The 21,986-nt window shown below is 67.7% G+C and carries 20 protein-coding genes; 9 read left to right on the top strand and 11 right to left on the bottom strand.

What is annotated here, in order from left to right; all coding sequences use genetic code 11:
* Window positions 1-91 precede the first annotated feature (91 nt).
* Together OM960_RS19945 and OM960_RS19940 are read right to left on the bottom strand one after the other, a co-directional pair.
* On the bottom strand, window positions 92-727 hold the full coding sequence (locus tag OM960_RS19945; protein ID WP_263334962.1) for a polysaccharide biosynthesis/export family protein: 636 nt from the start codon (window positions 725-727) through the stop codon (window positions 92-94).
* A 116-nt stretch (window positions 728-843) separates the two neighbouring features.
* On the bottom strand, window positions 844-1,533 hold the full coding sequence (locus OM960_RS19940) for a sugar transferase (RefSeq protein WP_264773190.1): 690 nt from the start codon (window positions 1,531-1,533) through the stop codon (window positions 844-846).
* 479 nt (window positions 1,534-2,012) lie between these two features.
* On the opposite strand from OM960_RS19940, the gene OM960_RS19935 reads away from it, so the two are divergent.
* The 4 genes from OM960_RS19935 to OM960_RS19920 all read left to right on the top strand — a co-directional run bounded on the left by OM960_RS19935 (window position 2,013) and on the right by OM960_RS19920 (window position 6,240).
* Complete coding sequence (locus tag OM960_RS19935) at window positions 2,013-2,903, top strand: ExeA family protein (protein WP_263334959.1); 891 nt, start codon at window positions 2,013-2,015, stop codon at window positions 2,901-2,903.
* Window positions 2,900-4,435, top strand: a complete 1,536-nt coding sequence (locus OM960_RS19930) for a GumC family protein (RefSeq protein ID WP_264773189.1) — start codon at window positions 2,900-2,902, stop codon at window positions 4,433-4,435. The genes OM960_RS19935 and OM960_RS19930 overlap by 4 nt, the downstream gene beginning before the upstream one ends.
* 42 nt (window positions 4,436-4,477) lie before the next feature.
* Window positions 4,478-5,299, top strand: coding sequence for a tyrosine-protein kinase family protein (locus OM960_RS19925; RefSeq protein ID WP_264773188.1), 822 nt, complete (start codon window positions 4,478-4,480; stop codon window positions 5,297-5,299).
* A gap of 71 nt (window positions 5,300-5,370) precedes the next feature.
* Complete coding sequence (locus OM960_RS19920; RefSeq protein WP_263334953.1) at window positions 5,371-6,240, top strand: glycosyltransferase family 2 protein; 870 nt, start codon at window positions 5,371-5,373, stop codon at window positions 6,238-6,240.
* A 67-nt stretch (window positions 6,241-6,307) separates the two neighbouring features.
* Here OM960_RS19920 and OM960_RS19915 read toward each other — a convergent pair whose 3' ends face one another.
* Window positions 6,308-8,212 carry a choice-of-anchor Q domain-containing protein gene (locus OM960_RS19915; RefSeq protein WP_264773187.1) on the bottom strand — a complete coding sequence of 635 codons (1,905 nt, stop codon included), beginning with the start codon at window positions 8,210-8,212 and terminating at the stop codon, window positions 6,308-6,310.
* A 277-nt stretch (window positions 8,213-8,489) separates the two neighbouring features.
* Between OM960_RS19915 and OM960_RS19910 the strand changes: the two genes are divergently transcribed.
* The gene (locus OM960_RS19910) at window positions 8,490-8,750 is read left to right on the top strand and encodes a spike base protein, RCAP_Rcc01079 family (protein ID WP_264773186.1); all 261 of its coding nucleotides are present in this window, start codon (window positions 8,490-8,492) and stop codon (window positions 8,748-8,750) included.
* A gap of 90 nt (window positions 8,751-8,840) precedes the next feature.
* On the opposite strand, the gene OM960_RS19905 is transcribed toward OM960_RS19910, so the two are convergent.
* Both OM960_RS19905 and OM960_RS25580 read right to left on the bottom strand, forming a co-directional pair.
* Entirely contained in the window at window positions 8,841-11,081 is a 2,241-nt protein-coding gene (locus OM960_RS19905) for a LamG-like jellyroll fold domain-containing protein (protein WP_264773185.1), read from the bottom strand.
* Between the two features lie 237 nt (window positions 11,082-11,318).
* Entirely contained in the window at window positions 11,319-11,867 is a 549-nt protein-coding gene (locus OM960_RS25580) for an acyltransferase (RefSeq protein WP_317852826.1), read from the bottom strand.
* A gap of 222 nt (window positions 11,868-12,089) precedes the next feature.
* Here OM960_RS25580 and OM960_RS19895 point away from each other — a divergent pair, with 222 nt between their 5' ends.
* On the top strand, window positions 12,090-13,061 hold the full coding sequence (locus tag OM960_RS19895; protein WP_263334946.1) for a glycosyltransferase family 2 protein: 972 nt from the start codon (window positions 12,090-12,092) through the stop codon (window positions 13,059-13,061).
* A 153-nt stretch (window positions 13,062-13,214) separates the two neighbouring features.
* Window positions 13,215-14,675, top strand: a complete 1,461-nt coding sequence (locus tag OM960_RS19890) for an O-antigen ligase family protein (RefSeq protein WP_263334944.1) — start codon at window positions 13,215-13,217, stop codon at window positions 14,673-14,675.
* A gap of 7 nt (window positions 14,676-14,682) precedes the next feature.
* Here the strand turns inward: OM960_RS19890 and trhO are convergent, their stop codons facing one another.
* The 4 genes from trhO to OM960_RS19870 are packed head-to-tail and all read right to left on the bottom strand — an operon-like array spanning window position 14,683 to window position 17,549.
* On the bottom strand, window positions 14,683-15,588 hold the full coding sequence (gene trhO / locus OM960_RS19885) for an oxygen-dependent tRNA uridine(34) hydroxylase TrhO (RefSeq protein WP_264773184.1): 906 nt from the start codon (window positions 15,586-15,588) through the stop codon (window positions 14,683-14,685).
* A gap of 36 nt (window positions 15,589-15,624) precedes the next feature.
* Window positions 15,625-16,857 (bottom strand): Hsp70 family protein, encoded by a 1,233-nt coding sequence (locus tag OM960_RS19880; RefSeq protein ID WP_264773183.1) that lies wholly within the window; start codon window positions 16,855-16,857, stop codon window positions 15,625-15,627.
* Window positions 16,858-16,896: 39 nt separating this feature from the next.
* The gene (locus tag OM960_RS19875) at window positions 16,897-17,304 is read right to left on the bottom strand and encodes a hypothetical protein (RefSeq protein WP_264773182.1); all 408 of its coding nucleotides are present in this window, start codon (window positions 17,302-17,304) and stop codon (window positions 16,897-16,899) included.
* Window positions 17,301-17,549 (bottom strand): hypothetical protein, encoded by a 249-nt coding sequence (locus OM960_RS19870; RefSeq protein ID WP_264773181.1) that lies wholly within the window; start codon window positions 17,547-17,549, stop codon window positions 17,301-17,303. Before OM960_RS19870 ends, OM960_RS19875 begins: the two co-directional genes overlap by 4 nt.
* 97 nt (window positions 17,550-17,646) lie before the next feature.
* Here OM960_RS19870 and pncA point away from each other — a divergent pair, with 97 nt between their 5' ends.
* On the top strand, window positions 17,647-18,255 hold the full coding sequence (gene pncA, locus OM960_RS19865) for a bifunctional nicotinamidase/pyrazinamidase (protein WP_264773180.1): 609 nt from the start codon (window positions 17,647-17,649) through the stop codon (window positions 18,253-18,255).
* Window positions 18,256-19,548: a nicotinate phosphoribosyltransferase gene (gene pncB / locus OM960_RS19860; protein ID WP_264773179.1), complete on the top strand. Its 1,293-nt coding sequence runs from the start codon at window positions 18,256-18,258 to the stop codon at window positions 19,546-19,548. It begins immediately after the preceding gene.
* Between the two features lie 5 nt (window positions 19,549-19,553).
* On the opposite strand, the gene OM960_RS19855 is transcribed toward pncB, so the two are convergent.
* Together OM960_RS19855 and OM960_RS19850 are read right to left on the bottom strand one after the other, a co-directional pair.
* Entirely contained in the window at window positions 19,554-20,918 is a 1,365-nt protein-coding gene (locus tag OM960_RS19855) for a tetratricopeptide repeat protein (RefSeq protein WP_264773178.1), read from the bottom strand.
* Window positions 20,919-21,009: 91 nt separating this feature from the next.
* Window positions 21,010-21,723 (bottom strand): ArsR/SmtB family transcription factor, encoded by a 714-nt coding sequence (locus tag OM960_RS19850; RefSeq protein ID WP_263334930.1) that lies wholly within the window; start codon window positions 21,721-21,723, stop codon window positions 21,010-21,012.
* Between the last annotated feature and the right edge of the window lie 263 nt (window positions 21,724-21,986).

Genomic DNA, 21,986 nt, shown 5'->3' with positions numbered 1-21,986 from the left:
CCCTGCTGTGGGAGCGCGGCTCCGGGCCAGAGAGTTGCTGTTACCGCGAGGGTTGCGATCCCCGTCCTGGTTGTCCCCACTTTTCCTGCCTTTACTCGAAGAGCCTGCGCTCGGGTACCACGATGACGTCGCCCTCACGAAGGACGATCGACGGGGCTTGGGCGCCCGCTTTCACCGCATTGTAGTTGTAGCGATAGACCTTTTCCGTCCCGGTTGCCTTGTCGACGCGGCGCAGCTGGATGCGCTTGGCCGCCGCGAACCTGGTCAGGCCGCCGGTCTCGGCAAGGAACTGCAGCAGCGTCGTTCCCTTTGCGACGTCGCGGCGGCCCTGGGTCGTGACCTCGCCGAGCGCGTAGATCGCGATCGTCGGGCCAACCGCGATGCTTGCCGCGGCGGCTTGCGCGTTGGCCGCATTCACCGCCGTGGTCATGGGATTGAGCTGGCCGACCGAGAGGAACACCGTGGGCGGAGAGGCGAAGTTCGACGCGAGCGCGCTAGTGATCGACGAGCGCAGCCCCTCGACCGTCTGGCCGGTGGCGCGCACGGTTCCGACTAGCGGCAGGCTGACGGTGCCGTCCGGAAGGACCAGCAGGCTGCGGTTGAGGCTCGGATCCTCGAGCACCTCCATCTGCAGGAGATCGCCCGCCTGAATCCGATAACCACTCTGCGCCCAGGCGGCGGGAACGAGGAGAACAGCGACTAAAAGGCCCAACAGTGTTCTGAACATTTCTCACATCCATTGAGGTACGAATCATCAAAAGGGTACGGGGAAACCCCGTCAGGTCAAATCGTTAACTTTCTGACAGCCTAGATGATTCAACCCTGCGGCTATTGCGCGACAGGTCAGTATCCCGTGCCTTTCAGGACGACCCGCACGGTCGCGAGGAGGATTTTTACGTCAGTCTGGAGCGACAGGGTCTCATCGTAGAGCCGGTCGAAATCCGAGCGTTTGGCGAACGTGGTCTCGTTGCGGGCGGAGACCTGCCAGGGACCGGTAACGCCGGGGCGCAGCGTGTAATAGGCGGTTCCGTCGTAGAGCACGCGCTGGCTCGGCATGAAGGGGCGCGGGCCGACCAGCGACATCTGCCCCAGCACCACGTTCCACAGCTGCGGCAGCTCGTCGAGCGAGGTCTTGCGCAGGATCCGCCCGATCCAGGTGATCCGCGGATCGTCCTTTAGTTTCTGGGTGCTGTTCCATTCCAGCCGCGCCTCGGCGTTGCGCGACAGGTATTGCTCGAGCCGGCGTTCGGCGTCGGGCACCATCGTGCGCAGCTTGAGCATGCGGAACTCGCGCCCGCTGCGGCCGACCCGCGGACTGAAGTAGAACGGCGCGGATCCGTCGAGCGCCACGAGCAGCGCAAGGAACGCCACGAGCGGCACCGCCAAGCCGGCCGTGAGCAGAACGAGGGTGAGATCGAGGACGCGTTTGAGCCCGTTCCGGTAAAGGCCGGTCCGCATCACGCGAACCGCTGCGTCGGGCTTGTTGCCCGACAAGTCGAATTCGTCCGACACGTCATTGACCTGAAGCGTCATGCCACACCGCTCCGTTTCGGAACGCGCGCATTCTGCGCGCGAGCGGCCGGCAGGGCCCGAATAGCCTGTGCCTTCCGTCCATGAGACGGTCACCACCCGTAGTCATTCATATCATTGAATGGCTAATTTCGAAATCGGCATTTCCCAATTCGCCAGCCGGTCGGCCACAGCCCGCGCGAAATGCCTGTACCCGGCCCGGTTGCGCGCCTTTTCGCCCAAAGCGCCGCGCTATCTGTTTCTGAATGTGATACAGTGAACGGGATTTCGTCGATTGATGAGGTTGGCTTACGATTATTGAGGTCCGCACGGCGCTGCGAATCGACGCACCAGTGCGAGACTTGCTATGAATAATTGAGGTACGGCCAAAGGTTGAGTCATCGCAGCACCATTTACGCGATGAGTTCAGGGCTGCTACGATTGGAAAAGGCATTGCGGGCAGCCGCACGGCGCAACGGAGCCCGGCTTCGAATGGTTTGTGGATGAACAAGGTCGTGGAGACCAGAGCGGAAGAGACGAGTGGCGTCGGCTTCTACATGAACTTCTTCGGGTTCCGCGAGCGCCCCTTCACGCTCGTTCCCGATCCCGACTTTCTGTTCTGGTCGCCCCAGCATCGCCGCGCCTATTCGGTGCTCGAATTCGGCATCCTGAGCCGCGCGCCGATCACCCTCGTCACCGGCGGTGTCGGCTGCGGCAAGACCACGCTCCTGCGCGAGCTCCTGCGGCAGTTCGAAGAGAGCGTAACCGTCGGGTTGATCTCTAACAGCCAGGGCAACCGCGGCGAGCTGATCCAGTGGGTGCTCAACGCGCTCGGGGTGCGCTTCGATGCGGGGCAGGGCTATGTGCAGCTGTTCCAGCAGCTCCAGGATTACCTGATCGATGAATATGCCGCCGGGCGCCGGGTCGTCCTGATCTTCGACGAGGCGCAGAACCTGTCGCGCGAAAGCCTTGAAGAGCTGCGCATGCTGACCAACATCAATTCCGGCAAGGACGAGGTGCTGCAGCTCGTTCTCGTCGGCCAGCCGGAACTGCGCGAGATGGTGCTCGATCCGTCGCTGCGCCAGCTTGCCCAGCGGATCGCGGCGAGCTTCCACCTCGTTCCCCTGGACGAGCGCTCGGTGGTCGAGCTTATCGCGCACCGGCTGAGGGCGGCGGGCGGCACCGGCGCGGAGGTGACGGTGGCGGCGGCGAAGCTGGTCCACAAGGTGACCCACGGGATCCCGCGGCTGATCAACCAGCTCTGCGACATGGCACTGCTTTACGCCTGGAGCACCGACAACCACCATGTGGACGAAAGCGTCGTTCAGTCGGTTCTCGATGACGGCGTGTTCTTTGCGGCTCAGATCGCGGCAGAGGAAGAGAAGCACAAATGAATCTGGACCTGTCTTTCTACTTCGCGATCTTCCTGCGGCGGCTGCATTACTTCATCGTGATCTTCGCGCTGGTGACCGCGGCATCCGTCGCCGCGGCCCTGCTCCTGCCCCCCGTCTATTCAAGTTCGGCGCTGCTGCTTCTCGAAGGCTCGCGGATCCCCGACGCGCTGGCTGCTCCGACCGTGCAGGCCGCGGCGATGGAGAAGTTCCAGACCGTCGAGAACCGCCTGATGACGCGGGCCAACCTGATCGACATCGCGCGCCGGAACCAGGTCTTCGAGAACGTCGAGACGATGTCGCCGGACCAGACCGCCGACGCCATGCGTGGCAACACGCGGATCAACAAGAGCACCGGGCGCGGCGAGGCCACGACGATGTGGATCGAGTTCCAGGGCGAAAGCGGAGAGATCGCCGCCGCCGTGGTCGGCGACTACGTCCAGTTCATCCTCGACTACGACCTCGCCTCGCGCACGGCGAGCGCCGAGAGCACGCTCGAATTCTTCGAGAACGAGGTGAACCGGCTCGATGCCGAACTCGACCGGATGAGCGCCCGGATCCTCGATTTCCAGCAGAAGAACGCGGACGCGCTGCCTTCGACGCTGACGTTCCGGCTCGGGCAGCAGACGCTCCTGCAGGGACGGCTCGCGACGATCGAGAACGACATCGCCACGCTGAAGGACCAGAAGGCGCGGATGATCGCGATCTTCCAGTCGACCGGGCAGATCAGCAATGCCACGACCGCTGGTCAGACCCCCGAGGCGCAGCAGCTCGACGCCCTGCGCTCGCAGCTGAGCGACATGCTCGCCGTGTTCGCGCCGTCGAACCCGAAGGTCCGGGTGTTGCAGCAGAAGATCGCCCAGCTCGAAGAGGTGGTGAAGGCCCAGCTTCCGGGCGACGGCAGCGCCAATCAGGCCGCAACGATGCTCGACGTCCAGCTCGCCGATCTCGACACGAGGATCGCGCTGGCCGAGGAGCAGCGGGCCAAGCTGATCGACGAACTCGCGGTCCTGCAGGACACGATCGACCGGACGCCGGCCAACCAGGTCGTACTCGACGCGCTGGTGCGCGACCAGGCCAACATCCAGCAGCAATATGATGCCGCGGTGGCGCGCCGCTCGCAGGCCGCGGCGGGCGAACGGATCCAGGTACTGGAACAGGGCGAGCGCATCTCGCTGGTCGAAACGCCGACCGTCCCGGATGGTCCGGTGAGCCCGAACCGCACCCTGATCGTGGCCGGCGGCATGCTCGCCGGCATCGTGCTCGGCATCGCGGTGATCGTGCTTCTGGAGGTGCTGAACCGATCGGTCCGGCGCCCGAAGGATCTGATCGACAAGTTCGGGATCACCCCGATCGTGACGATTCCCTATATCCGCACACCGTCCGAGACGATGCGCCGCCGCTCCGGTTTCGCGGCGGTTCTTCTGGTCGCGATCGTCGGGATTCCGGCGATCATCTACGCGGTGCACATCTACTACCAGCCGCTCGACGCGATCTTCGCGAAGGTGGCGGAAAAACTGGGGCTGAGTCTGTGATCGCACGGGCGGTGCGACCGCTGGCGCGGAGGTGAAGTAGCGATGGAAAAACTTGAAGCCGCATTGGCCAAGGCCCGCGAGATGCGCCGCTCGGCGCTGTCGGCGTCGCACCCGGTCCGGGACCGGAGGGGCGTGCGCGATCGGCCAGGAAACGACTGGCTGGCGCTGCCCGAGATCACGCTGACCCCCGACATCATCACCCGCGGCCGCATCTCCGCATTGTCCGGCGGCCGCGACGCGACGCCCTACGACCTTTTGCGCTCGCGCACCTACCGGCTCATGAAAGAGAAGGGCTGGAGCCGCCTTGCCATCACCTCGCCCGGTACTGCCTGCGGCAAGACGACGATCGCGCTGAACTTGGCGATCAGCCTGGCGCGGCAGCGCGATCTGCGGGTGATGCTGCTCGATCTCGACCTCAGGCGGCCCTCGCTGCACAAGATGCTCGGCCATGTTCCCGAAAGCTCGTTCCATGAGGTTCTCGAGGGCCGGGTCGCCTTTGGCGAACAGGCGCTGCGGATCGGCGCCAATCTGGTGATCGCGCTGAACACCAGCAAGGCGCAAAACCCCGCCGAACTGATGCAGAGCGCCGCAACGCGCAGGGCACTCGATGAGATCGAACGCAGCTGGCAACCTGACCTGATGCTGTTCGATCTCGCGCCGATGGACGCGGGCGACGACTATGTGAACTTCCTCGGCAACGTCGACTGCGCGCTGCTCGTTGCGGCGGCCGAAAGCACGACGCTGGCGAATATCGACATCTGCGAGAAGGAGCTCGCCCAGCTCACCGACGTGCTCGGCATCGTTCTGAACAAGTGCCGCTATTCCGACGACTCGGTCGGCTACAACTACGAAGCCTACGGCTGAGGGCGCGCGTGGAGATCGGCACCGGTGAGGTCCGTTCCGGCGCCGCGGTGCCGTGCGGCGAGGGGGGCGAAATGCCTGCCGACAGCGTCATCATTCCGCATTACAACGATGCGCGGCGGCTGCGCCGGTGTCTCGCGGCGCTGATGGCCGGGGACACGGCGGGGGCGGAGATCCTCGTCGTCGACAACGGCTCGACCGAGCCGCTCGACGCGCTGAAGGCCGAGTTCGCCGCCGTCCGCTTCATCGACGAGCCGGCGCCCGGCGCCGCGGCTGCCCGCAACCGCGGGGTCCGTGAAAGCCGTGGCGGGCGGCTCTGCTTTCTCGATGCCGACTGCGTTCCGGCACCGGGCTGGCTCGCCGCTGCACGTCATGCGGGGGAAACCTCCGACATCGCCGGCGGCGCGATCGAGGTCTTCGACGAGACGCCGGGACCGCGCAGCGGCGCGGAGGCCTTCGAGACCGTCTTCGCCTTCAACTACCGCGACTATATCGAGCGCAAGGGCTTCTCCGTCACAGCCAATCTTGTCACGTCCCGCGCGGTGATGGAGGCGGTCGGCCCCTTCACCCCCGGCGTCTCGGAAGACGCCGAATGGTGCCTGCGAGCGCGGGATATGGGGTACCGGCTGGTTCTCGCCGAGAACCTTCGGGTGGCGCATCCGACCCGCGCGGACTGGCCGGCGCTGGAGCGCAAATGGCGCCGGATCGCGCGCGAGATGTTCGCGCTGCACGTTGCGGCCCGCCCCGGCGCGGCCGGCCGGCTCATCTGGTTTCTCCGGGCGCTGTCGATGGCGGCGAGCATCGCCGTGCATCTGCCGAAGCTCCTCTTCTCGCCGAAGCTCAACGGAGCGGGCGAGCGGCTGCGTGGCGCGGGAACGCTGGTGCGGCTGCGGCTCCTGCGCAGCTGGTGGATGCTGCGCCAGGCGCTGGGCGCGGTGATTTGACCGTCCGGGCACGAAAAACCCCACCGGCGCACCGGCGGGGTCCAGGTCGTCCGCGCCTCCGGTGGCGTCAGAAGTTCTCGTAGGCGCCGGCGTCCGGTGCCTTACCCTTCGGCCGGGTCGCGCCCACGATGTCCGATGGCGGCGCGTGCTTGGATGTGCCCGCGTCGATCGCCTGCGCGCCGGACTTCAGCGTGAAGTTCTGCGTGTTGACGGAGGTGAACTCGGTCGAGCTGTTCGTGACCTCGATATTGTTGGTCACGACGATGTTGTTGGCGGTATCCGGCTTGGTGTTGATCCGCGTCACCAGGTTGTTTGCCACCGTCGTGTTCTTCGACGGCGTGCCGTTCTTGTGGTAGCCGATCATGATCCACGGCGCCTTGTCGGCGGCACCGTCGGGGCGGATCACCGTGTTGTTCACCACGGTCGAGTTGAGCGCCCCCGCAATCGTGATGCCGTGATAGGCCGACGAGGTAATCAGGTTGTTGCGGATCAGGATGCCGTCGAACATGCCGTCGAACATGCCGATGCCTTGCAGCTTGCAGCGCAGCGGATTTGTCGCCGACGACGTCCATTCGAACAGCTTGTTGTTCTCGATCACCAGGTTCCTTACCGTCCCGGTGCCGACCTTGCCGTCGGTGCCGCGCGAGAACGACTGGAAACCGTCTGCATGGTTGCCGTCGATCTGGAAGCAGTTCTGGACCTTGTTGTTGCGTACGATCGAGCTGTCGCCGAGCGCCCGCAGCCCGTCGCCGGAGAAGCCGTCGATGATGTTGTTCTCCAGCAGCACATTGGTGCCGAAGCCCTGAAGCCCGTGGTAGAGCCCGGTGATCCGGCTTCCGGAGACCGTGTTGCGGTTGCCGTCGATGAGGAAGCCATTACGCTTATTGGCGAGCCAGGTGGAGGAGTCCCACTGCACATAGTTCGCGGCATCCGCGACCGAGCGTACGTCGAGATTGAGGAAGGACAGGTCTGCGGTGTCGCCGTAGGTGCGAACCAGGATGCCGGCGCCGGCCGAGGACGAGGTCGCCCAGACCTTGAGCCCCTGAACCACGACGTTCGTCGTATTCCTCATCTGAATCGACTCGGCATGGGCGGTCTGGCCCGGAACCGGTGCGATGACGACCGGCGAGGTGAACCGCTGGTCACGGATCAGGATCGCGCCGTGATAGCCGTCCATCAGGAAGATCCGGTCGCCGCCCTTCACCTGGCCAGACGACAGAAGCGTCGACAGGCTCTGCCAAGTGCTGCCCGGCGCCGGCGCCGCGGTCGAGGTGTTGGTCGCGGTGGTCGGCTGCGTCGTCGAGGTCTGGGTGTCGGTTCCCGTCGGCTCGGTTTGCGTGCTGGATGTGTCCGACGTGACCGTCTTCGTCGTTGTCGTCGTGGTTTCCGGCGCAGGTTCCGTCGCGGCGGACTCGCTCGTCGCGCCGGATACCGGTGTCGTCGACTCTGAAGTCGACGCATCGGTCCCGGTGCTGCCGTCCGCGGACGTGCTGCCGTCGCCGGTGCCGGTCCCGGTCGAGCCGCTGCTCGATTCCTGCACCGAAGTGCTGGTGCTCGTGCTGGTGCCGGCCGTCGGGTCACTGCTCCAGGCATTCGAGTTGAGCTGGGTGTCCGTGCTGCTGCTGCCGGGGCGGCGGGCGCGCAGCCACTTGCCGGCGGTGGTGCCGGAGGTCGAGGATTCTTTATGCCGGACCCGCAGCGACTGCTCGGGCAGCGCCAGCGGGTCGAGGGCCAAGTCGGTCTGGCCGAGCCTGGCCCCCATCGCTTGCAGCGAAATCGCCGACAGGGCGGTGCCTTTGACGGGGCCGGGATTGGCCGGTTGAACGTAGAAGTCGGTCGCCTGGACCGCAGTGGCACAACATGCCGCGCTGAGACTCAGAACCATCAAGTTGCGTAGGAGGTGCATAGAAGTGTTCTTTCGTGCCGCGAGTGTGTCTGTTTTAGGAACAATGCGCGACAAAGTGGCAAACATTGGGCGCAATTGAAGTCTCGATGTGCCCGATTAGGCCAGTTAGGCACAAATACACAATCCGGGGGCCCAAAAGGCAGCGTGTTTCCGCTGATCCGCCGCTTTCGCGTGTTCGGAAATGAGAAACAGTCGGGCGGCGCGCTTCGGTTTCCGCCGATCTTAACACAAGCCGGTCATAACTCGTCGGTCGGCGCACTGCGCGACGCGCGCGGTTCCCGGACATGACCAGGACAGGCAGGCCCGGCCGGACGGAACCGGCCCGGCGATCAGGAAGAGAGAGATGGACAAGTTTTCCGACTACCCGACAAGCCTTACAGCACCGGCGCGCGATGCGGCGGCGGTGGTGCCGAACGATGCGGCCGATCTGCCGATGCTGCCGCGTGCGCTCTATGTCGGCGTGAGCGGCGATATCTCCGCCCGCCTCGCCGGAGGCCAGGCGGTGCTGTTCCGAAACGTGCCCTCCGGTAGCGTGCTCGCGGTGCGGGCGCGGGGGGTCAACGCGACCGGCACGACGGCCGCCGGGATTGTCGCGCTCTGGTGAGCCGGGGGCGGGTGCGCCCGAAGTCGAGTCAAGCGGAAGGGCCGGCGGGTGCATCAACCCGCCGGCCCTCTTCCTGTTCGCGCGCCCAGGTCAGGTCGCGTTGGCGCCAAGCTTCCAGCCATCGGCATTCGCCACGGAGGCCGGACCGAGAATCTGCTTGTAGGGTGTCGTCGCCGGCGCGGCACCGGTCTCCGTGGCGCTCCGCCAGGCCCGCAGGTACTCGACGTCGCCGACGAATTGCAGCGTCGCCGTGTTGCGGGCGAGGAAGCCGAGCGCGCGGGTGCTCTGGAAGACGCCATTGCCCGAGGCGGTGAACGGAACCGTCGCCACCAACACACCGTTCACCGTCACGCGCAGGACCGCCGCGACCTGATCGGCGGCGCAGACGACGTCGTACCAGACATTGGCGGCCAGCGCGGTCGCCACGACATGGGCGTTGAGCATCTTCGTCCCGGCGCCGTCCTCGATCGTGAACCGCAGCGCGCCGGTGTTCATCAGCTCGACGTCGAAGCCGGTCGAGACCTGGCTGAACAGGATCGCCGTCGTCGCGGGCAGCGCGGCCACGCGAAAACGCCCGGCGAAGGTGAGCGCGCCGGTGCCCGCGGGCAGGTTGACCGGGTCGAGGAAGTAAGGCCCCGTGGCCGAGGTGGTGAAGCGCGGCGCCACGACCGGCAGCGTGTTGGCGACGACCGCGGCATCGGCGAGCGGCCGCACCGGCACCCCGTCGAGCCCCGCGGCGCCGACATCGACGATCGGCAGGTTCTTCCAGGTCCCGGCGATCTGATCCTCGGGGAAGGCGATCATGCCGGTGGCGCCGCCATTGCCGTACTGCACCGTGTCGGCATAGCTGAAGCTGCCCGCGTTGGGCAGGATCCGCACCCTTCCGGCAACGATGCTCGCCTTCACGGCGGGCAGCCCGTTGATCTGGAAGCCCATCACCTCGGTCCAGTGCGGCTGGCCGGTGCCAAGCGCCGGGTCGCCCCGCTTCAGCCGCGTCGTGGTGACCGGCCCGGCAGACGACCAGAGCTCGACCCAGGCGCCCGTGGGCTCCCAGAGGCAGTGGTCGAAGACCGGCGCCGTCCAGCCCGAGAGCCCCGCCGCCTGCAGGATCGCATGGGCGGTGAGCCGCGCCCAGGCCTGGCAGCCATCGGGCGTGTTGCCGGCGGGATGCGAGGGGTCGGTCCAGCCGCCCGCGCCGTCGGCATAGCCGTTGACATAGGTCACCGGCTCGATCCCGCCGGGCAGGAACATCGTCGCCCCCGGCAGCGCCAGCATCGCCCGCCAGCTTTTCCGGGCGGCCTCCTTGTTGGCAAGATTGAACTGGTCGCCGCCGCCGGCGTAGTGCGTGGCGTCGCGCATGTCGGCGTCGATGTCGAAGCGGTGCGGGCCATAGCCGACCCAGCGGGTATGGGCATAGTCGTAGAGCTCTCCGAACCAGTGGCCGGCGCGGTAGCTCTGGCCGCTGCCGTAGGTGATCGTCGCGGGGAAGCTCACCGCCGTGCCGTCGGTCTTCTGGCCGGAAAAGAGCGGGAACAGGGCCTCACCGTAATTCGCGCCGAGATTGCCGGGGGCGGCGAACCACGACATCGCGGCGAGCCCGACATGCTGGCCGTCGGCGGTGGCGAAGGCGTGGAGCGTGCGGTCGGCGGCCCAGGACCGCGCCGGGTTGGTGTCGTCCACGAGGTCGCGCGGATCGGTGCCGGGGACGGTCTGGAAGATCACCGCGAACTTCTCGCCGGGCCGCGCCGCGATCAGGGTCGCGGCGAGCGCTGCCGCGGCGGCGGTCAGCGGCTGGGCATTGGAGATGAACTGTCGCGTCGGGCTGCCGGCCGGGCCCTGGAAGATCTGCACCGCCTCGGGATCGGCGACGGGCGGCGGCGGCGTGTTGTCGTGGAAGGTCGAGAGGATCCGGTCGGGCTCCGACTGGCCCCAGATCGCGACGACATGGCCGACGCCGAACCGCGCCGCGCCCTGGGCGGCGATGCCGGGCAGGTCCTTGAGCCGCGCCTCGGGCCGGAACCACGAGGAACTGCGCGGTACAGCGAGGCTGCTGCGCCAGGCACCGGCGCCGTCGATCGTGGCGACCTCGGTCCAGGCGGTGGTCGCGGCACCGCCGTCGTCGAGCGAGAGGGCCCGCGCCTCGACCACGGCGCCGGGCGTGCCGGTGCCTGCGACGGGCACCGCGGCCGAGGCGCGGCCGAAGCCCGCGCCGCTGTCGAAGATCGTACGGTCGCGGCTGAACGGGTTTAGCGACAGCGCCCCGGCGGGCGGCGGCGTCGCGCCGTCGCGGGGCGGGGTCTGGTCGATGGAAAGCGAGGAGAGCGAGATCATGCGGAGTTCCGTCTTGCGGGACGGCGCCGTCGGCTCGGCCGGAAGGCACAAGATCCGCGGCGCTCGTCCGGATGGCTTGCGCCGTCGCGTCGCCGGTCCGGGATCGCCGCGGGCGCGGCGACTCGGTCCTGGCCGCGCGCGGCAGGTCACAGGACCTCGATACCATCGCGCTGACAGGTGTTGCGGCGCGCAAGCTCCGCGCGCTCGCTCGGTCAGGAAACCGTCAAGCCGGTGGTCTCAGGTCAGGCCCCGCGACGCGAGGTCGCTTTCGGTCGCGTCGGCATCGAGGAACCGGCCGTAGGGACCGACCTCGATGTCGTGCCGAAGGATCCGCGCCGGGTTGCCGGCGACGACACAGCCCGGCGGCACCGATTTCGTCACGACCGCGCCAGCGCCGACGATGCAGTTGTCGCCGATCTCGACCCCCGGCAGGATCATGCTGCGCCCGCCGATGAAGCAGTTCGCGCCGATCCGGGTGTGCAGGTAAAGCCCGCGCGTGCGGTCATGGGTGAGGATCCGCGCCTCGAACGCGATGTAGGAATACGGGCCGACATGGACGCCGATCGGAAAGGTCCGATCGAATTTCGCCGAGAGCGAGAACTGCGCCGTCGGGTCGATGTCCATGCCCCAGAGCCGCCGCAGCGCGCCCCGGCGCAAGGTCACGAGGAGGTTGCGCAGTCCGCTGAGCCGGTTGAGCCCGCGCCGTCGCGCCTTCACCGGAGAGGTGGCGGGCGCCGCCTGCTGTCCCGGCGGCGGATCGGCGATTGTGACGTCGCGGTCTGGCACCGGACTCTCCCGAAACTGGCAATCCGGCCATGGCGGGACCGGTCCTCCGACAGGGGCACAGGATAGTTAACAAATTGGAAATATTCAATCTACGCGCCGGGTTTCGTTGCCCGATGTCGCGAGGGACGCGGCCGTCATCGGCGCCAGCCCGATCGCGGCTCGCACGCTGGGGCCGGGCGCGCTATAACGACCTGGTGCGTCGTCAGTGCCGGGTCGGAGACAGTGAACACCCTCGAAACATCGTTGAGCCAGTTCGAGACGACCGACAGCCTGACCGTGATCATGGTCAGCTACAACACCCGCGCGCTCACCCTTGCGGCGCTGCGGACGCTCTTCGCCGAGACCCGGAACCCGTTCCTGCGCGCCGTCGTCTTCGACAACGCCTCCTCCGACGGCTCCGCCGACGCGATCGCCGCGGCCTTTCCCGAGGTCGAGCTGATCCGCAGCCCCGAGAACGTCGGTTTCGCGCGAGCCAACAACATTGTCGCCGCGCAGGCGGAAACCGAATGGCTGCTCCTGCTCAACCCCGACACCGAGGTCCATGATGGCGCCGTCGACCGGCTCCTCGCCTTCGCCAAGGCCAATCCCGAGGCGGGCATCTACGGCGGTCGGACGGTGTTTCCCGATGGCTCGCTCAATTTCGCCTCGTGCTGGCAGCAGATCACGCCCTGGAGCATCTTCTGTGCCGCCTCCGGGCTCACCACCCTCTTCCCGCGCACCTCGCTCTTCCATCCCGAGGCGATGGGCAGTTGGCGCCGCGACACGGTGCGCGAGGTCGATATCGTCGTCGGCTGCCTGATGCTGATCCGGCGCGAGCTCTGGGCGCGGCTCGGCGGCTTCGACCTGCGCTACTACATCTACGGCGAGGAGGCGGACCTCTGCCTGCGCGCGGCGCGGCTCGGCTGCCGGCCGATGGTGACGCCTGATGCCGAGATCATGCATCTCGTCGGCGCCTCCAGCAAGACGCTGGGCGACAAGCTGGTGCTCCTGGCGAAGGCGCGGGTGACGCTGATCCGCGATCACTGGCCGCGAGCCTGGGTGCCGTTCGGGCTGGCGATGATGTGGACCTGGTCCGCGACGCGGGCGGCGGGATATGGCCTCGCTGCGCGGCTCCTCGGCGGGCGCATGAGGCAACGCGCCGACAGCTGGGTGCGGCTGTGGCGGGCGCGGCGCGACTGGATGAAAGGGTACTGACATGGCACAATGGCGGCACGGGACCAGCTCCGGCCGCCGGCCGCGGGACATTTTGGTCCAATGTGAGGGCTATTCGGCGTGACGGTTGCGGAAACGACAGGCGCGCGGAGCGCGCGCAGTTCCGCCACTTCCGCCCGCGACGCAGGGTGGCGGATGGCGGTTCCCCGGCTTCCGCTTCTCGTCTGGGTCTACCTGCTCCTGCTGATCACGCCCTTCACCGTGGACCTGGGGCCGCTCAAGCTCTCGCCCCTGCGGCTCCTCTTGCTTTTCACCACGCTGCCGTTGCTCGTCAATCTGTTCAGGGGCAGCTACGGCAAGGTGCTTCCGGTCGACGTGATCTTCGTCCTGCACGTGATCTGGATGGCGATCGCGCTCCGTATCACGAGCCCTTGGACGGCGACCGAAGCCACCGGCTCGACAGCGATCGAGTTCCTCGGCGGCTACGCGATCGCGCGCGCCTACATCCGCACGCCGGGCACGTTCATCGCGCTGATCCGGGTGCTCCTGCTGTTGGTCCTGCTGTCGCTGCCGCTGGCCTTCGTGGAAACGCAGACCGACCGCTCGGTGCCGATCCAGATTGTGCGCGCGCTCGGCCTCGACGCGGTCGAGGATGTCAACCGCTACCCGCGCCTCGGGCTGTTCCGCGCCCAGGTCTTCTTCGCCCACCCGATCCACTACGGCCTCTTCTGCGCCTCGGTCTTCGCGCTGACCTTCGTCGGGCTGCGCAGCGTGATCGACCTTGGAGGGCGCCTGTGGCGCAGCGTCGGCGTCGGCATCTGCGTCGTGTTTTCGGTGTCGAGCGGCGCGGTCCTGTCGGTGGTTCTGCAGGCGATGCTGATCGGATGGAGCATCGTCCTGCGCCGGGTCCGCGGACGCTGGCTGCTGCTCGGCCTGCTCTTTGCGCTGATGTATGTCGCCGTCGATCTCGCCTCCAACCGGTCGCCGCTCCGGGTGTTCATGAGCTACGCGACCTTTTCGGCGCACAACGCCTATTACCGACTCGTCATCTTCGACTGGGGCATGTTCAACGTCTGGAACAATCCGATCTTCGGCCTCGGCTTCAACTACTGGGTGCGCCCGGCCTATATGCGCAGCGGGACGATGGACAACTTCTGGCTGGTGATCGCGGTGCGCTACGGGATCCCCGGATTCGTGCTGATCATGCTGGGTTACCTCGATGCGATCTTCCGGGTCGGGCGGCGACGGCTCGAACCGGGCTCCGCGCTGGCGGACCTGCGGTTGGCCTGGATGATCACCTTCGTCGGCCTCAGCTTCACCCTGACCACGGTCCATATCTGGACTTCGCTCTATTCCTTCGTCTTCTTTCTCATGGGCGCGGGGTTGTGGATCGCGACCATCCCGGAAGAGGCGATCACGCAGGGAGCGGATGACGTTTCCGCTAAAGGGCCGCCGCCCCGCACCGTCTGGGCACGCGAGATCGAAGCCAGCCGCGCTCGCGGGACGCCCGAGGATCCATCCCTCCGGACGGCATCGACCGAAGAGGCGCCGGCACCGCCGGGCCAAGTTGCGCGCCAGACCAGCCGATACACGCGTTTCGAGCCTGAATCCGGTCCCGAGAGCCAGACCGCCAAGCCAAAGCGCCCCGGCCGTTGAACCGGACCTAGCGCGGCCCCAGATGCCGCTCGCCGCGGTCCTCGGCCAGCGCGACCTGGCGCTGGCGTTCGCGGAACCGGGCGCGCTGCTCGGGCGAATACTCGTCGATGCAGGCCGGGCAGGAGACGCCTTCCTCGTAATCGGGATGGCGCTCGGCCTCCCCGGTGAGCGGCCGGCGGCAGGCGTGGCACATGCCGTGCCCGCCGGGGACCAGCCCGTGCCCGACGCTGACGCGCTGGTCGAAGACGAAGCAGGCGCCGTGCCAGAGGCTCTCGGCCTCGGGCACCTCCTCGAGGTATTTCAGGATCCCGCCCTTGAGGTGGAAGACCTCCTCCACTCCCTCGCGGATCAGGAAGTTGGTCGATTTCTCGCAGCGAATGCCGCCGGTGCAGAACATCGCGACACGCTTGCCGGCGAAACGCGCCGCATTGTCGCGCCACCAGCCGGGAAACTCGCGGAAACTCTTCGTGCCGGGATCGACCGCGCCCTCGAACGTGCCGATCGCCACCTCGTAATCGTTGCGGGTGTCGATCACCACGACATCCTCGGCCGAAATCAGCGCGTTCCAGCCCTCCGGCGCCACATAGCGCCCGGTGCCGGCGGTCGGATCGACCTCCGGCTCGCCCATCGTCACGATCTCGCGCTTGAGCCGCACCTTCATCCGCCCGAACGGCATCTCCCCGGCCGGGCTTTCCTTCCAGTCGAGACTGGCGCAGCCGGGCAGGGCGCGGATATGGGCGAGGACCGCGTCGATCCCCTCGCGCGAACCCGCGATGGTGCCGTTGATCCCCTCGCGCGCGAGGAGGAGCGAGCCCTTTACCCCGTGCTCTTCGCAAAGGGCGAGAAGCGGCGCGCGCAGCGCGGCCGGGTCGGGGAAGGCGGTGAACTGGTAGAGTGCGGCGACGGTCAGCATGGCGGGGTGATACGGTCAGCGCGCGGCGCAGGCAAGTCAGGCTTTGTCGGCGGTGCAGATGGCGAGACCGCGCACGACGGCGGTGAAGACGTCCGACCGCTCGGCGGCGGCGTGGGGAAGGGCGGCGCGCACCTCGGCCTCGACGACCGCGAGAAGGCTCGACCCGCCGACGAAGATCACCCGCCCGACCGCCTTGGGGCCAAGGCCGGCTTGCCCCAGCACTTCCGCGATGGCTTCCCTGATGGCGCGCGCGGCGGGAAAGAGCGTGCTGGCGAGCTCGCCCGTGGTCAGGACCGGCCGCAATCCCCGCTCCACGAGCGCCAGGTCGATGCCCGCCTCGGCCGCGCCGTTCGCGCCGATCTTGGCGGCCTCGACCGCGAAGGCGACATCATGGCCGACCTCGTTCTCGATCACGCGTGCGAGGCGGCCGAGCCGCTGCGGCTCCACCGCGAGCCGGGCCATCTTCTGGACGCTGCGCAGCGTCGCGGGGCCGTAGAGGAAGGCGATCTTCTCCCAGGACGCGAGGTCGAGGAAGATGGCGCGCGGCACCGAATGGCGGCCGGGCCCGATCTCGTTGCGCAGCTCGCCGCCGAGGCCGAGAAGCGGCATAACCTTCTCAAGGCTCAATGCCTTGTCGAAATCGGTGCCGCCAAGCCGCAGCCCGTGGCTCGCGAGGGCGTGCATCGCACCCTCCCGACTCTCGAATAGCGTGAAATCGGAGGTGCCGCCGCCGATATCGACGATGAGCCCGATGCCCGCGCCGGGACCGGCGGCGCGGGCCGCCGCCTCCGGCTCGTTGACGAAGCGGATCTCCTCGAAGCCCGCGTTATGGTAGCATTCCCGCAGGTCGATCTCCGCCTGTGCATTGCGTTCGGGGTCGACGCTGTGGAACCGCACCGGCCGCCCCGAAACGACGCGGCGGAACCCGGTTCCGGCCTCGGTCTCGGCCCGCCTGCGGATCTCCGCGAGGAACTCCGCCACCACGTCGAGCAGCGACAGCCGCCGGTTCAGGAACTGCCGCCGCTCGCGGGCGAGCGGCGTGCCGAGCACGCTCTTCAGCGCCCGCATGAAGCGCCCCTCCTGTCCGTCGATCATCGCGCCGACGGCGGCGCTGCCGAACACCGTGCGCCGCGCGGCGTAATCGAGGAAGATCGCGGTGGGCAGCGTCTCGCGCCCCGCCTCGAGCGGCACGATCCGGGGCTGCCCCGCGCTAAAGGTCGCGGCGGCGGTGTTCGAGGTGCCGAAATCGATGCCGATCGCGGGGGACATGGCTCTGCCTGCTGGTGCGAATGAGGGAGCGCGCCGATATCAAAGCGGCGGCTGCGGCGCAACCCTCTGGCCCGCGCGGTCGGGCAGCAGCGCGACCTGCCTGCCACGCGCGGAAGCCAGCCGTTCGGCCGAATAGTAATGCTGCAGGATCCCCGCCGCGAGAAGGTCGGGGTTCTCGGCAAGGAACCTTTCGGCGTCGTCGGAGGCCGGCTCCATGCGCTCCGCGATGAGGCAGAGGAAGGCGAACGTTATGGTGGCGGAGTATTTCTCGGGTCGGCCGCAGGATTGCGCCAGCCGCCGTATCGCCGACGAGTAGCGGTAGGCCGCGATGAAGAAATCGTCCCGCCGAAGGGCCTCCCACGCGGTAAGGACATGGTCGCGATGGGTGAAGCCCGCCGGGTCCAGCGTGCCGGCTTCGAGGGCCGCGAGGGTTTCTGCGGGGGTCATGCCGGGCCCTCCGTCAGTCGATGGCTGTCGGCGGCGGTCAGGTCGAGACCGTAGACCCCCTTCAGCTGCGCGATCTTGCCGAGCGTCTCCTCCGAGAAGGGCGCCTTTCCCTCGAAAGCATGCAGAGCCATGCCTTCGACCAGCTCTGCTACCGGCATCTCCAGATGCTCCGCCAGCCCCTTCATCACCTTGAGGAGCCGCTTTTCCAGCCTGAGGCCGGTCTGGACGCGTTCGATCTTCTTCATGACAGTACTTTGGTACCAAGGTACCAAAGAGTCAACCCGCAGGTTGACGAGTGCTCCGCCGCTGCTTACGCATCGAAATGGCAGCAGCGGAGGCACCATGCGCGACACCAGCCATGCCCTGATCGTCATCGACGTGCAGAACGACTTCTGCCCCGGCGGCGCTCTTGCCGTCGCCGACGGCGACGCGATCATCCCCCGCATCAACGAGCTCATGGGCGACTTCGCGGTCAAGGTGCTGACCCAGGACTGGCACCCCGAGGATCACGCTTCCTTCGCCGCGAACCATCCCGGCGCCGAAACTTTCAGCCTGACCGAGATGCCCTACGGGCCGCAGGTGCTCTGGCCCATCCATTGCGTCCAGGGATCGGACGGGGCCGCCTTCCATGCCGGCCTCGCCACCGACCTTGCCGACCTCGTGATCCGCAAGGGCTTCCGCGCCGCCATCGACAGCTATTCCGCCTTCTTCGAGAACGACCACGCCACGCCCACGGGCCTTGAAGGCTATCTCCGAACGCGCGGCGTCACCGACCTGACGCTCGTCGGCCTCGCCACCGATTTCTGCGTCGCCTATTCGGCGATCGACGCAGCGAAGCTCGGCTTCAACGTCACCGTGCTCGAAGGCGCATGCCGCGCCATTGACCTCGACGGCTCGCTCGCGAAGGCGCGCGCCGAAATGCGTGCCGCCGGTGTGCGGCTGGAGGCCTGAATGGTCGACATCGCCACCCGCGTCTACAACCACGCGTTCAAGATCGACCCGATCGTCCGGTCACTGATCGACACCGATTTCTACAAGCTCCTGATGTGCCAGTCGGTGCACCGGAACCGGCCCGACACCACCGTCACCTTCAGCCTCATCAACCGAACCAAATCGGTCCCGCTCGCCAAGCTCATCGACGAGGGCGAGCTGAGAGAGCAGCTCGACCATGTCCGCTCGCTCTCGCTCACGCGCGGCGAGTCGACCTGGCTCCGCGGCAATACCTTTTACGGCAAGCGGCAGATGTTCTCGCCCGCGTTCATGGAGTGGTTCGAGGCGCTGCGCCTGCCGCCCTACCATCTCGAACGCAAGGGCGACCAGTACGAGCTGACCTTCGAAGGCAAGTGGCCCGAGGTGATGCTCTGGGAGATCCCCGCGCTCGCGATCCTGATGGAGCTGCGCTCGCGCGCGGTGCTCGCCGCGATGGGCAAGTTCGAGCTCGAAGTGCTCTATGCCCGCGCCATGACCCGGCTCTGGGAGAAGATCGAGCGGCTCCGGCCCATCGAGGGTCTCCGCATCGCCGATTTCGGCTCGCGCCGGCGGCATTCGTTCCTCTGGCAGGACTGGTGCGTGCAGGCGATGATCGAGGGGCTGGGCGAGGCCTTCGTCGGCACCTCGAACTGCCGCATCGCGATGCGCCGTGACATCGAGGCGATCGGCACCAACGCGCACGAACTGCCCATGGTCTATTCCGCGCTCGCCGAAACCGACGAAGACCTCGCCAAGGCCCCCTACCGGGTGCTCGCCGACTGGCACGAGGAGCATTCCGGCAACCTGCGGATCATCCTGCCCGACACCTACGGCACCGAGGGCTTCCTCAAGCGCGCACCCGACTGGCTCGCCGGCTGGACCGGGATTCGCATCGACAGCGGCGATCCCGCGACCGGCGCCGAGACCGCGATCCGCTGGTGGAAGGAGCGCGGCGAGGATCCGACCCAGAAGCTGGTGATCTTCTCCGACGGGCTCGACGTCGAGAAGATCGAGGAGCTGCAAGCCCGTTTCTCTGGCAAGGTCCGGGTCTCCTTCGGCTGGGGCACGCTTCTCACCAACGATTTCCGCGGCCTCACGCCCGGCGACACGCTCGCGCCGTTCAGCCTTGTCTGCAAGGCGGTGGCGGCGGAGGGGCGGCCGACCGTGAAGCTTTCCGACAATCCCCTGAAGGCGATGGGTCCGGCCGACCAGATTGCCCGCTACAAGCGGGTCTTCGGCGTCGGCGAGCAGGAAGCGATCGACGTCATCGTCTGACCTGGTCAGGCCGGGGGTGCTGCAAGGTCGGCGCGCCGCGCAGCCTCGCGCCAGCCGAGGAAGCGTTCCGGCGGGATCGCTCGGCGCCCGGCGACGCGCTCGACGACGAGGCGGACGTCGTCGAGGCTCCCGGCCTTCAGCGCGGCATCGACGAAGAGCTGTTCCAGCACGTCCTGCTGGGCATGGCTGCCGCCAAGCTGGTACATGCCGCCAAGCGCCGGGCGCATCAGCTCGACCGCCCTGTCGTGGTGCCCGGCGGCATGGGCCAGCAAGGCCTCCGAGATCGGTAGCACGTAGTCCCGCACCAGGGGCGGCAGCGTGCCCTGTCCCTTGGCGAAGCCCCGCATCGCCTCGATCATGCGCCCGGCGGCCTCGGTGCGGCCGGTCGCCGTAAGCGCCATCATCCAGTGCGGCAGGGTAAAGGCCGACACGCAGTCGCCGATCCGCGCCTCGGCCTTGTCGGCAAGCTCGACCCAGCGGGTGCCGACATCAACGCCCAGCCGCTGCAGCCGGAACAGCATCGAGGCCGCGTTCTGCACGTCGATATAGACATCGGGCGAGGCGACCGTCAGTGGCGCATTGAGGTTGCGAAACCGGGTATCGTAAAGCTCCAGCACCCCGGCATGGTCGCCATGCTCCAGCTTGAAGAGCGCGCAGTGCCACCAGAGGTGGTGCTGCATGTTGTGGCTGCCCTCCCAGTTCGGCGCGAGCGCGGTCAGCCAGCGGATGCCCTCGCTCCTGCGGCCCTGGCTCTCCATCACATGGGCGACGGCATGGGCCGCCCAGAGATCGCCGGGATCAAGCTCGATCGCCCTGCGCCCCGACGGCTCCGCCGCGACATAGTCGCCGACCTCCTCATGCGCGAAGGCATGGCAGGCGAGCATCGCCGAATAGCCCGGAACCTCCTCCGACCAGGCCGGAAGCACGCGGTCGACCGAGGCCACCAACTCATAGGGCCGGCCGAGCCAGAAGTAGAGGAAATGCGCGAGACGGAAGGCCACGACGTCGAGCGGGTGGTCGCGCAGGATCGCCTCCCAGGTCGCCAGCGTGCGGTCGAGATCGCCCTCCGCCCAGGCGGCCAGCGCCGCGACATGGCTGCGCTCGCGCTCGGTGACGTCCGTGCAGAGCGCCGCCGCCTTGCGGGCCTGCTCGGCGGCGGTGGGGACCATCGCCTCCTTGAAGGCGAGCATCGCGAAATAGCCCTTCATGCACTGCGCCAGCGCGAAGTCCGGATCGGCGGCCAGCACCGCCTCGAGCCGCTCGCCCGCATCGGCCCGCTGGGTCAGGTAACCGGCGACAAGATGGTCGAAGGCGGTCGCGGCCTTTCCGCTGTTGGTCGAAAGAACCAGCCCTCTGGCGTCAAGATACATGGCGTCGATCCTCGCAGGCGATGGCAGGAAGTCCGGCTTTGTCCCTAAAGCATTAGGCGGAACCGGGTGGCTTGGCCAGCCTCATGCCGGGTTAGGCCGCGCCTCCGGCCGCCGCTTCTCTCAGATCCAGCCCGAACTCCGCCCGGAACCCCGCCACGCCCTTCGGCGTGACCGCCACACGGTCCGACCCCGGCTCGCGCCTGAGCCAGCCGGTGCCGACGAGGCCGCGGTAGATCGCCGCGCCGACCGCGCCGCCGATATGCGTCATCTGCCGCGACCAGTCGGGGCAGAGCCCGAGGAACCGCCGCGGCTCGGCCTCGATCCGGGCGACATCGACGCCGAGCGAACCGAGCCAGGCCGCGCCGGTCCCGGTCAGCGCGAGGCCGCGTGCCGAATGGCGGATATAGTCCTTGCCGATCGCCGCGCCCGCGAGCTGCGCGCCGAGCCGCCCGGCGAGATGGTCGAGGCACATCCGCGAATGCACCCGGCCCCGGTCCCAGGGCAGGGGCTCTGGTTCCCGGTCCGACAACCTGCGCACCAGCGCCTCGATGCCTTCGAGGATCTCGGCCACTGCCGGATCGCCGAGGCTGTAGAAGCGCTTGCGCCCGCGCGCGTCGATCCGCACCAGCCCGGCCTCGGCCAGCCGCGCGAGATGGCCGCTCGTCGTCGAGGGCGCGAGTCCCGCCACTTCCGCGAGGTCGCCTGCCGAGACATGGCCGTCGTCCCTCAGCGCGTAAAGGATATTGGCGCGTGCGGGATCCCCGATCAGCCAGGCAACCTCGGCAATGGCGGTGAGTCCGTTCATGTTTCGGTTTTACCCGAAATGTCGGCGCCGCTCAACCGGCTAGTCTCGATCCCGGCACCAGCACAAGGTCAGAAAGGACTTGCCATGTTGTACGACGACACCGATCTCCACCTTCGCCACCTGTCGAACCCGCGCACGGGCGGCGTCGCCCCGTCGCGCCGCGAGGTGCTGCTCGACCAGTACCGCGCGCGCCGCGCGGCGCAGGTGCGGCTCTGCCGCCGCGCGGCCTCGACCGCGCGTCGCCGCCGCCTGCGCGCGGTCAT

It is taken from the genome of Defluviimonas salinarum (assembly GCF_026013545.1).
Lineage (GTDB): Bacteria > Pseudomonadota > Alphaproteobacteria > Rhodobacterales > Rhodobacteraceae > Albidovulum > Albidovulum salinarum.
This window is presented reverse-complemented; position numbering and strand designations above follow the sequence as displayed.

What these genes read in the sequence shown, in the direction of transcription:
- OM960_RS19945 (WP_263334962.1), bottom strand. Translation starts at nt 727, where the DNA reads ATGTTCAGAACACTGTTGGGCCTTTTAGTCGCTGTTCTCCTCGTTCCC.
- OM960_RS19915 (WP_264773187.1), bottom strand. Translation starts at nt 8,212, where the DNA reads ATGTTTGCCACTTTGTCGCGCATTGTTCCTAAAACAGACACACTCGCG.
- pncB (WP_264773179.1), top strand. Translation starts at nt 18,256, where the DNA reads ATGGTCGACATCGCCACCCGCGTCTACAACCACGCGTTCAAGATCGAC.
- OM960_RS19850 (WP_263334930.1), bottom strand. Translation starts at nt 21,723, where the DNA reads ATGAACGGACTCACCGCCATTGCCGAGGTTGCCTGGCTGATCGGGGAT.
- pncA (WP_264773180.1), top strand. Translation starts at nt 17,647, where the DNA reads ATGCGCGACACCAGCCATGCCCTGATCGTCATCGACGTGCAGAACGAC.
- OM960_RS19870 (WP_264773181.1), bottom strand. Translation starts at nt 17,549, where the DNA reads ATGAAGAAGATCGAACGCGTCCAGACCGGCCTCAGGCTGGAAAAGCGG.
- OM960_RS19940 (WP_264773190.1), bottom strand. Translation starts at nt 1,533, where the DNA reads ATGACGCTTCAGGTCAATGACGTGTCGGACGAATTCGACTTGTCGGGC.
- OM960_RS19875 (WP_264773182.1), bottom strand. Translation starts at nt 17,304, where the DNA reads ATGACCCCCGCAGAAACCCTCGCGGCCCTCGAAGCCGGCACGCTGGAC.
- OM960_RS19910 (WP_264773186.1), top strand. Translation starts at nt 8,490, where the DNA reads ATGGACAAGTTTTCCGACTACCCGACAAGCCTTACAGCACCGGCGCGC.
- OM960_RS19920 (WP_263334953.1), top strand. Translation starts at nt 5,371, where the DNA reads ATGCCTGCCGACAGCGTCATCATTCCGCATTACAACGATGCGCGGCGG.
- OM960_RS19935 (WP_263334959.1), top strand. Translation starts at nt 2,013, where the DNA reads ATGAACAAGGTCGTGGAGACCAGAGCGGAAGAGACGAGTGGCGTCGGC.
- OM960_RS19855 (WP_264773178.1), bottom strand. Translation starts at nt 20,918, where the DNA reads ATGTATCTTGACGCCAGAGGGCTGGTTCTTTCGACCAACAGCGGAAAG.
- OM960_RS19905 (WP_264773185.1), bottom strand. Translation starts at nt 11,081, where the DNA reads ATGATCTCGCTCTCCTCGCTTTCCATCGACCAGACCCCGCCCCGCGAC.
- OM960_RS19930 (WP_264773189.1), top strand. Translation starts at nt 2,900, where the DNA reads ATGAATCTGGACCTGTCTTTCTACTTCGCGATCTTCCTGCGGCGGCTG.
- OM960_RS19925 (WP_264773188.1), top strand. Translation starts at nt 4,478, where the DNA reads ATGGAAAAACTTGAAGCCGCATTGGCCAAGGCCCGCGAGATGCGCCGC.
- trhO (WP_264773184.1), bottom strand. Translation starts at nt 15,588, where the DNA reads ATGCTGACCGTCGCCGCACTCTACCAGTTCACCGCCTTCCCCGACCCG.
- OM960_RS19890 (WP_263334944.1), top strand. Translation starts at nt 13,215, where the DNA reads ATGGCGGTTCCCCGGCTTCCGCTTCTCGTCTGGGTCTACCTGCTCCTG.
- OM960_RS19880 (WP_264773183.1), bottom strand. Translation starts at nt 16,857, where the DNA reads ATGTCCCCCGCGATCGGCATCGATTTCGGCACCTCGAACACCGCCGCC.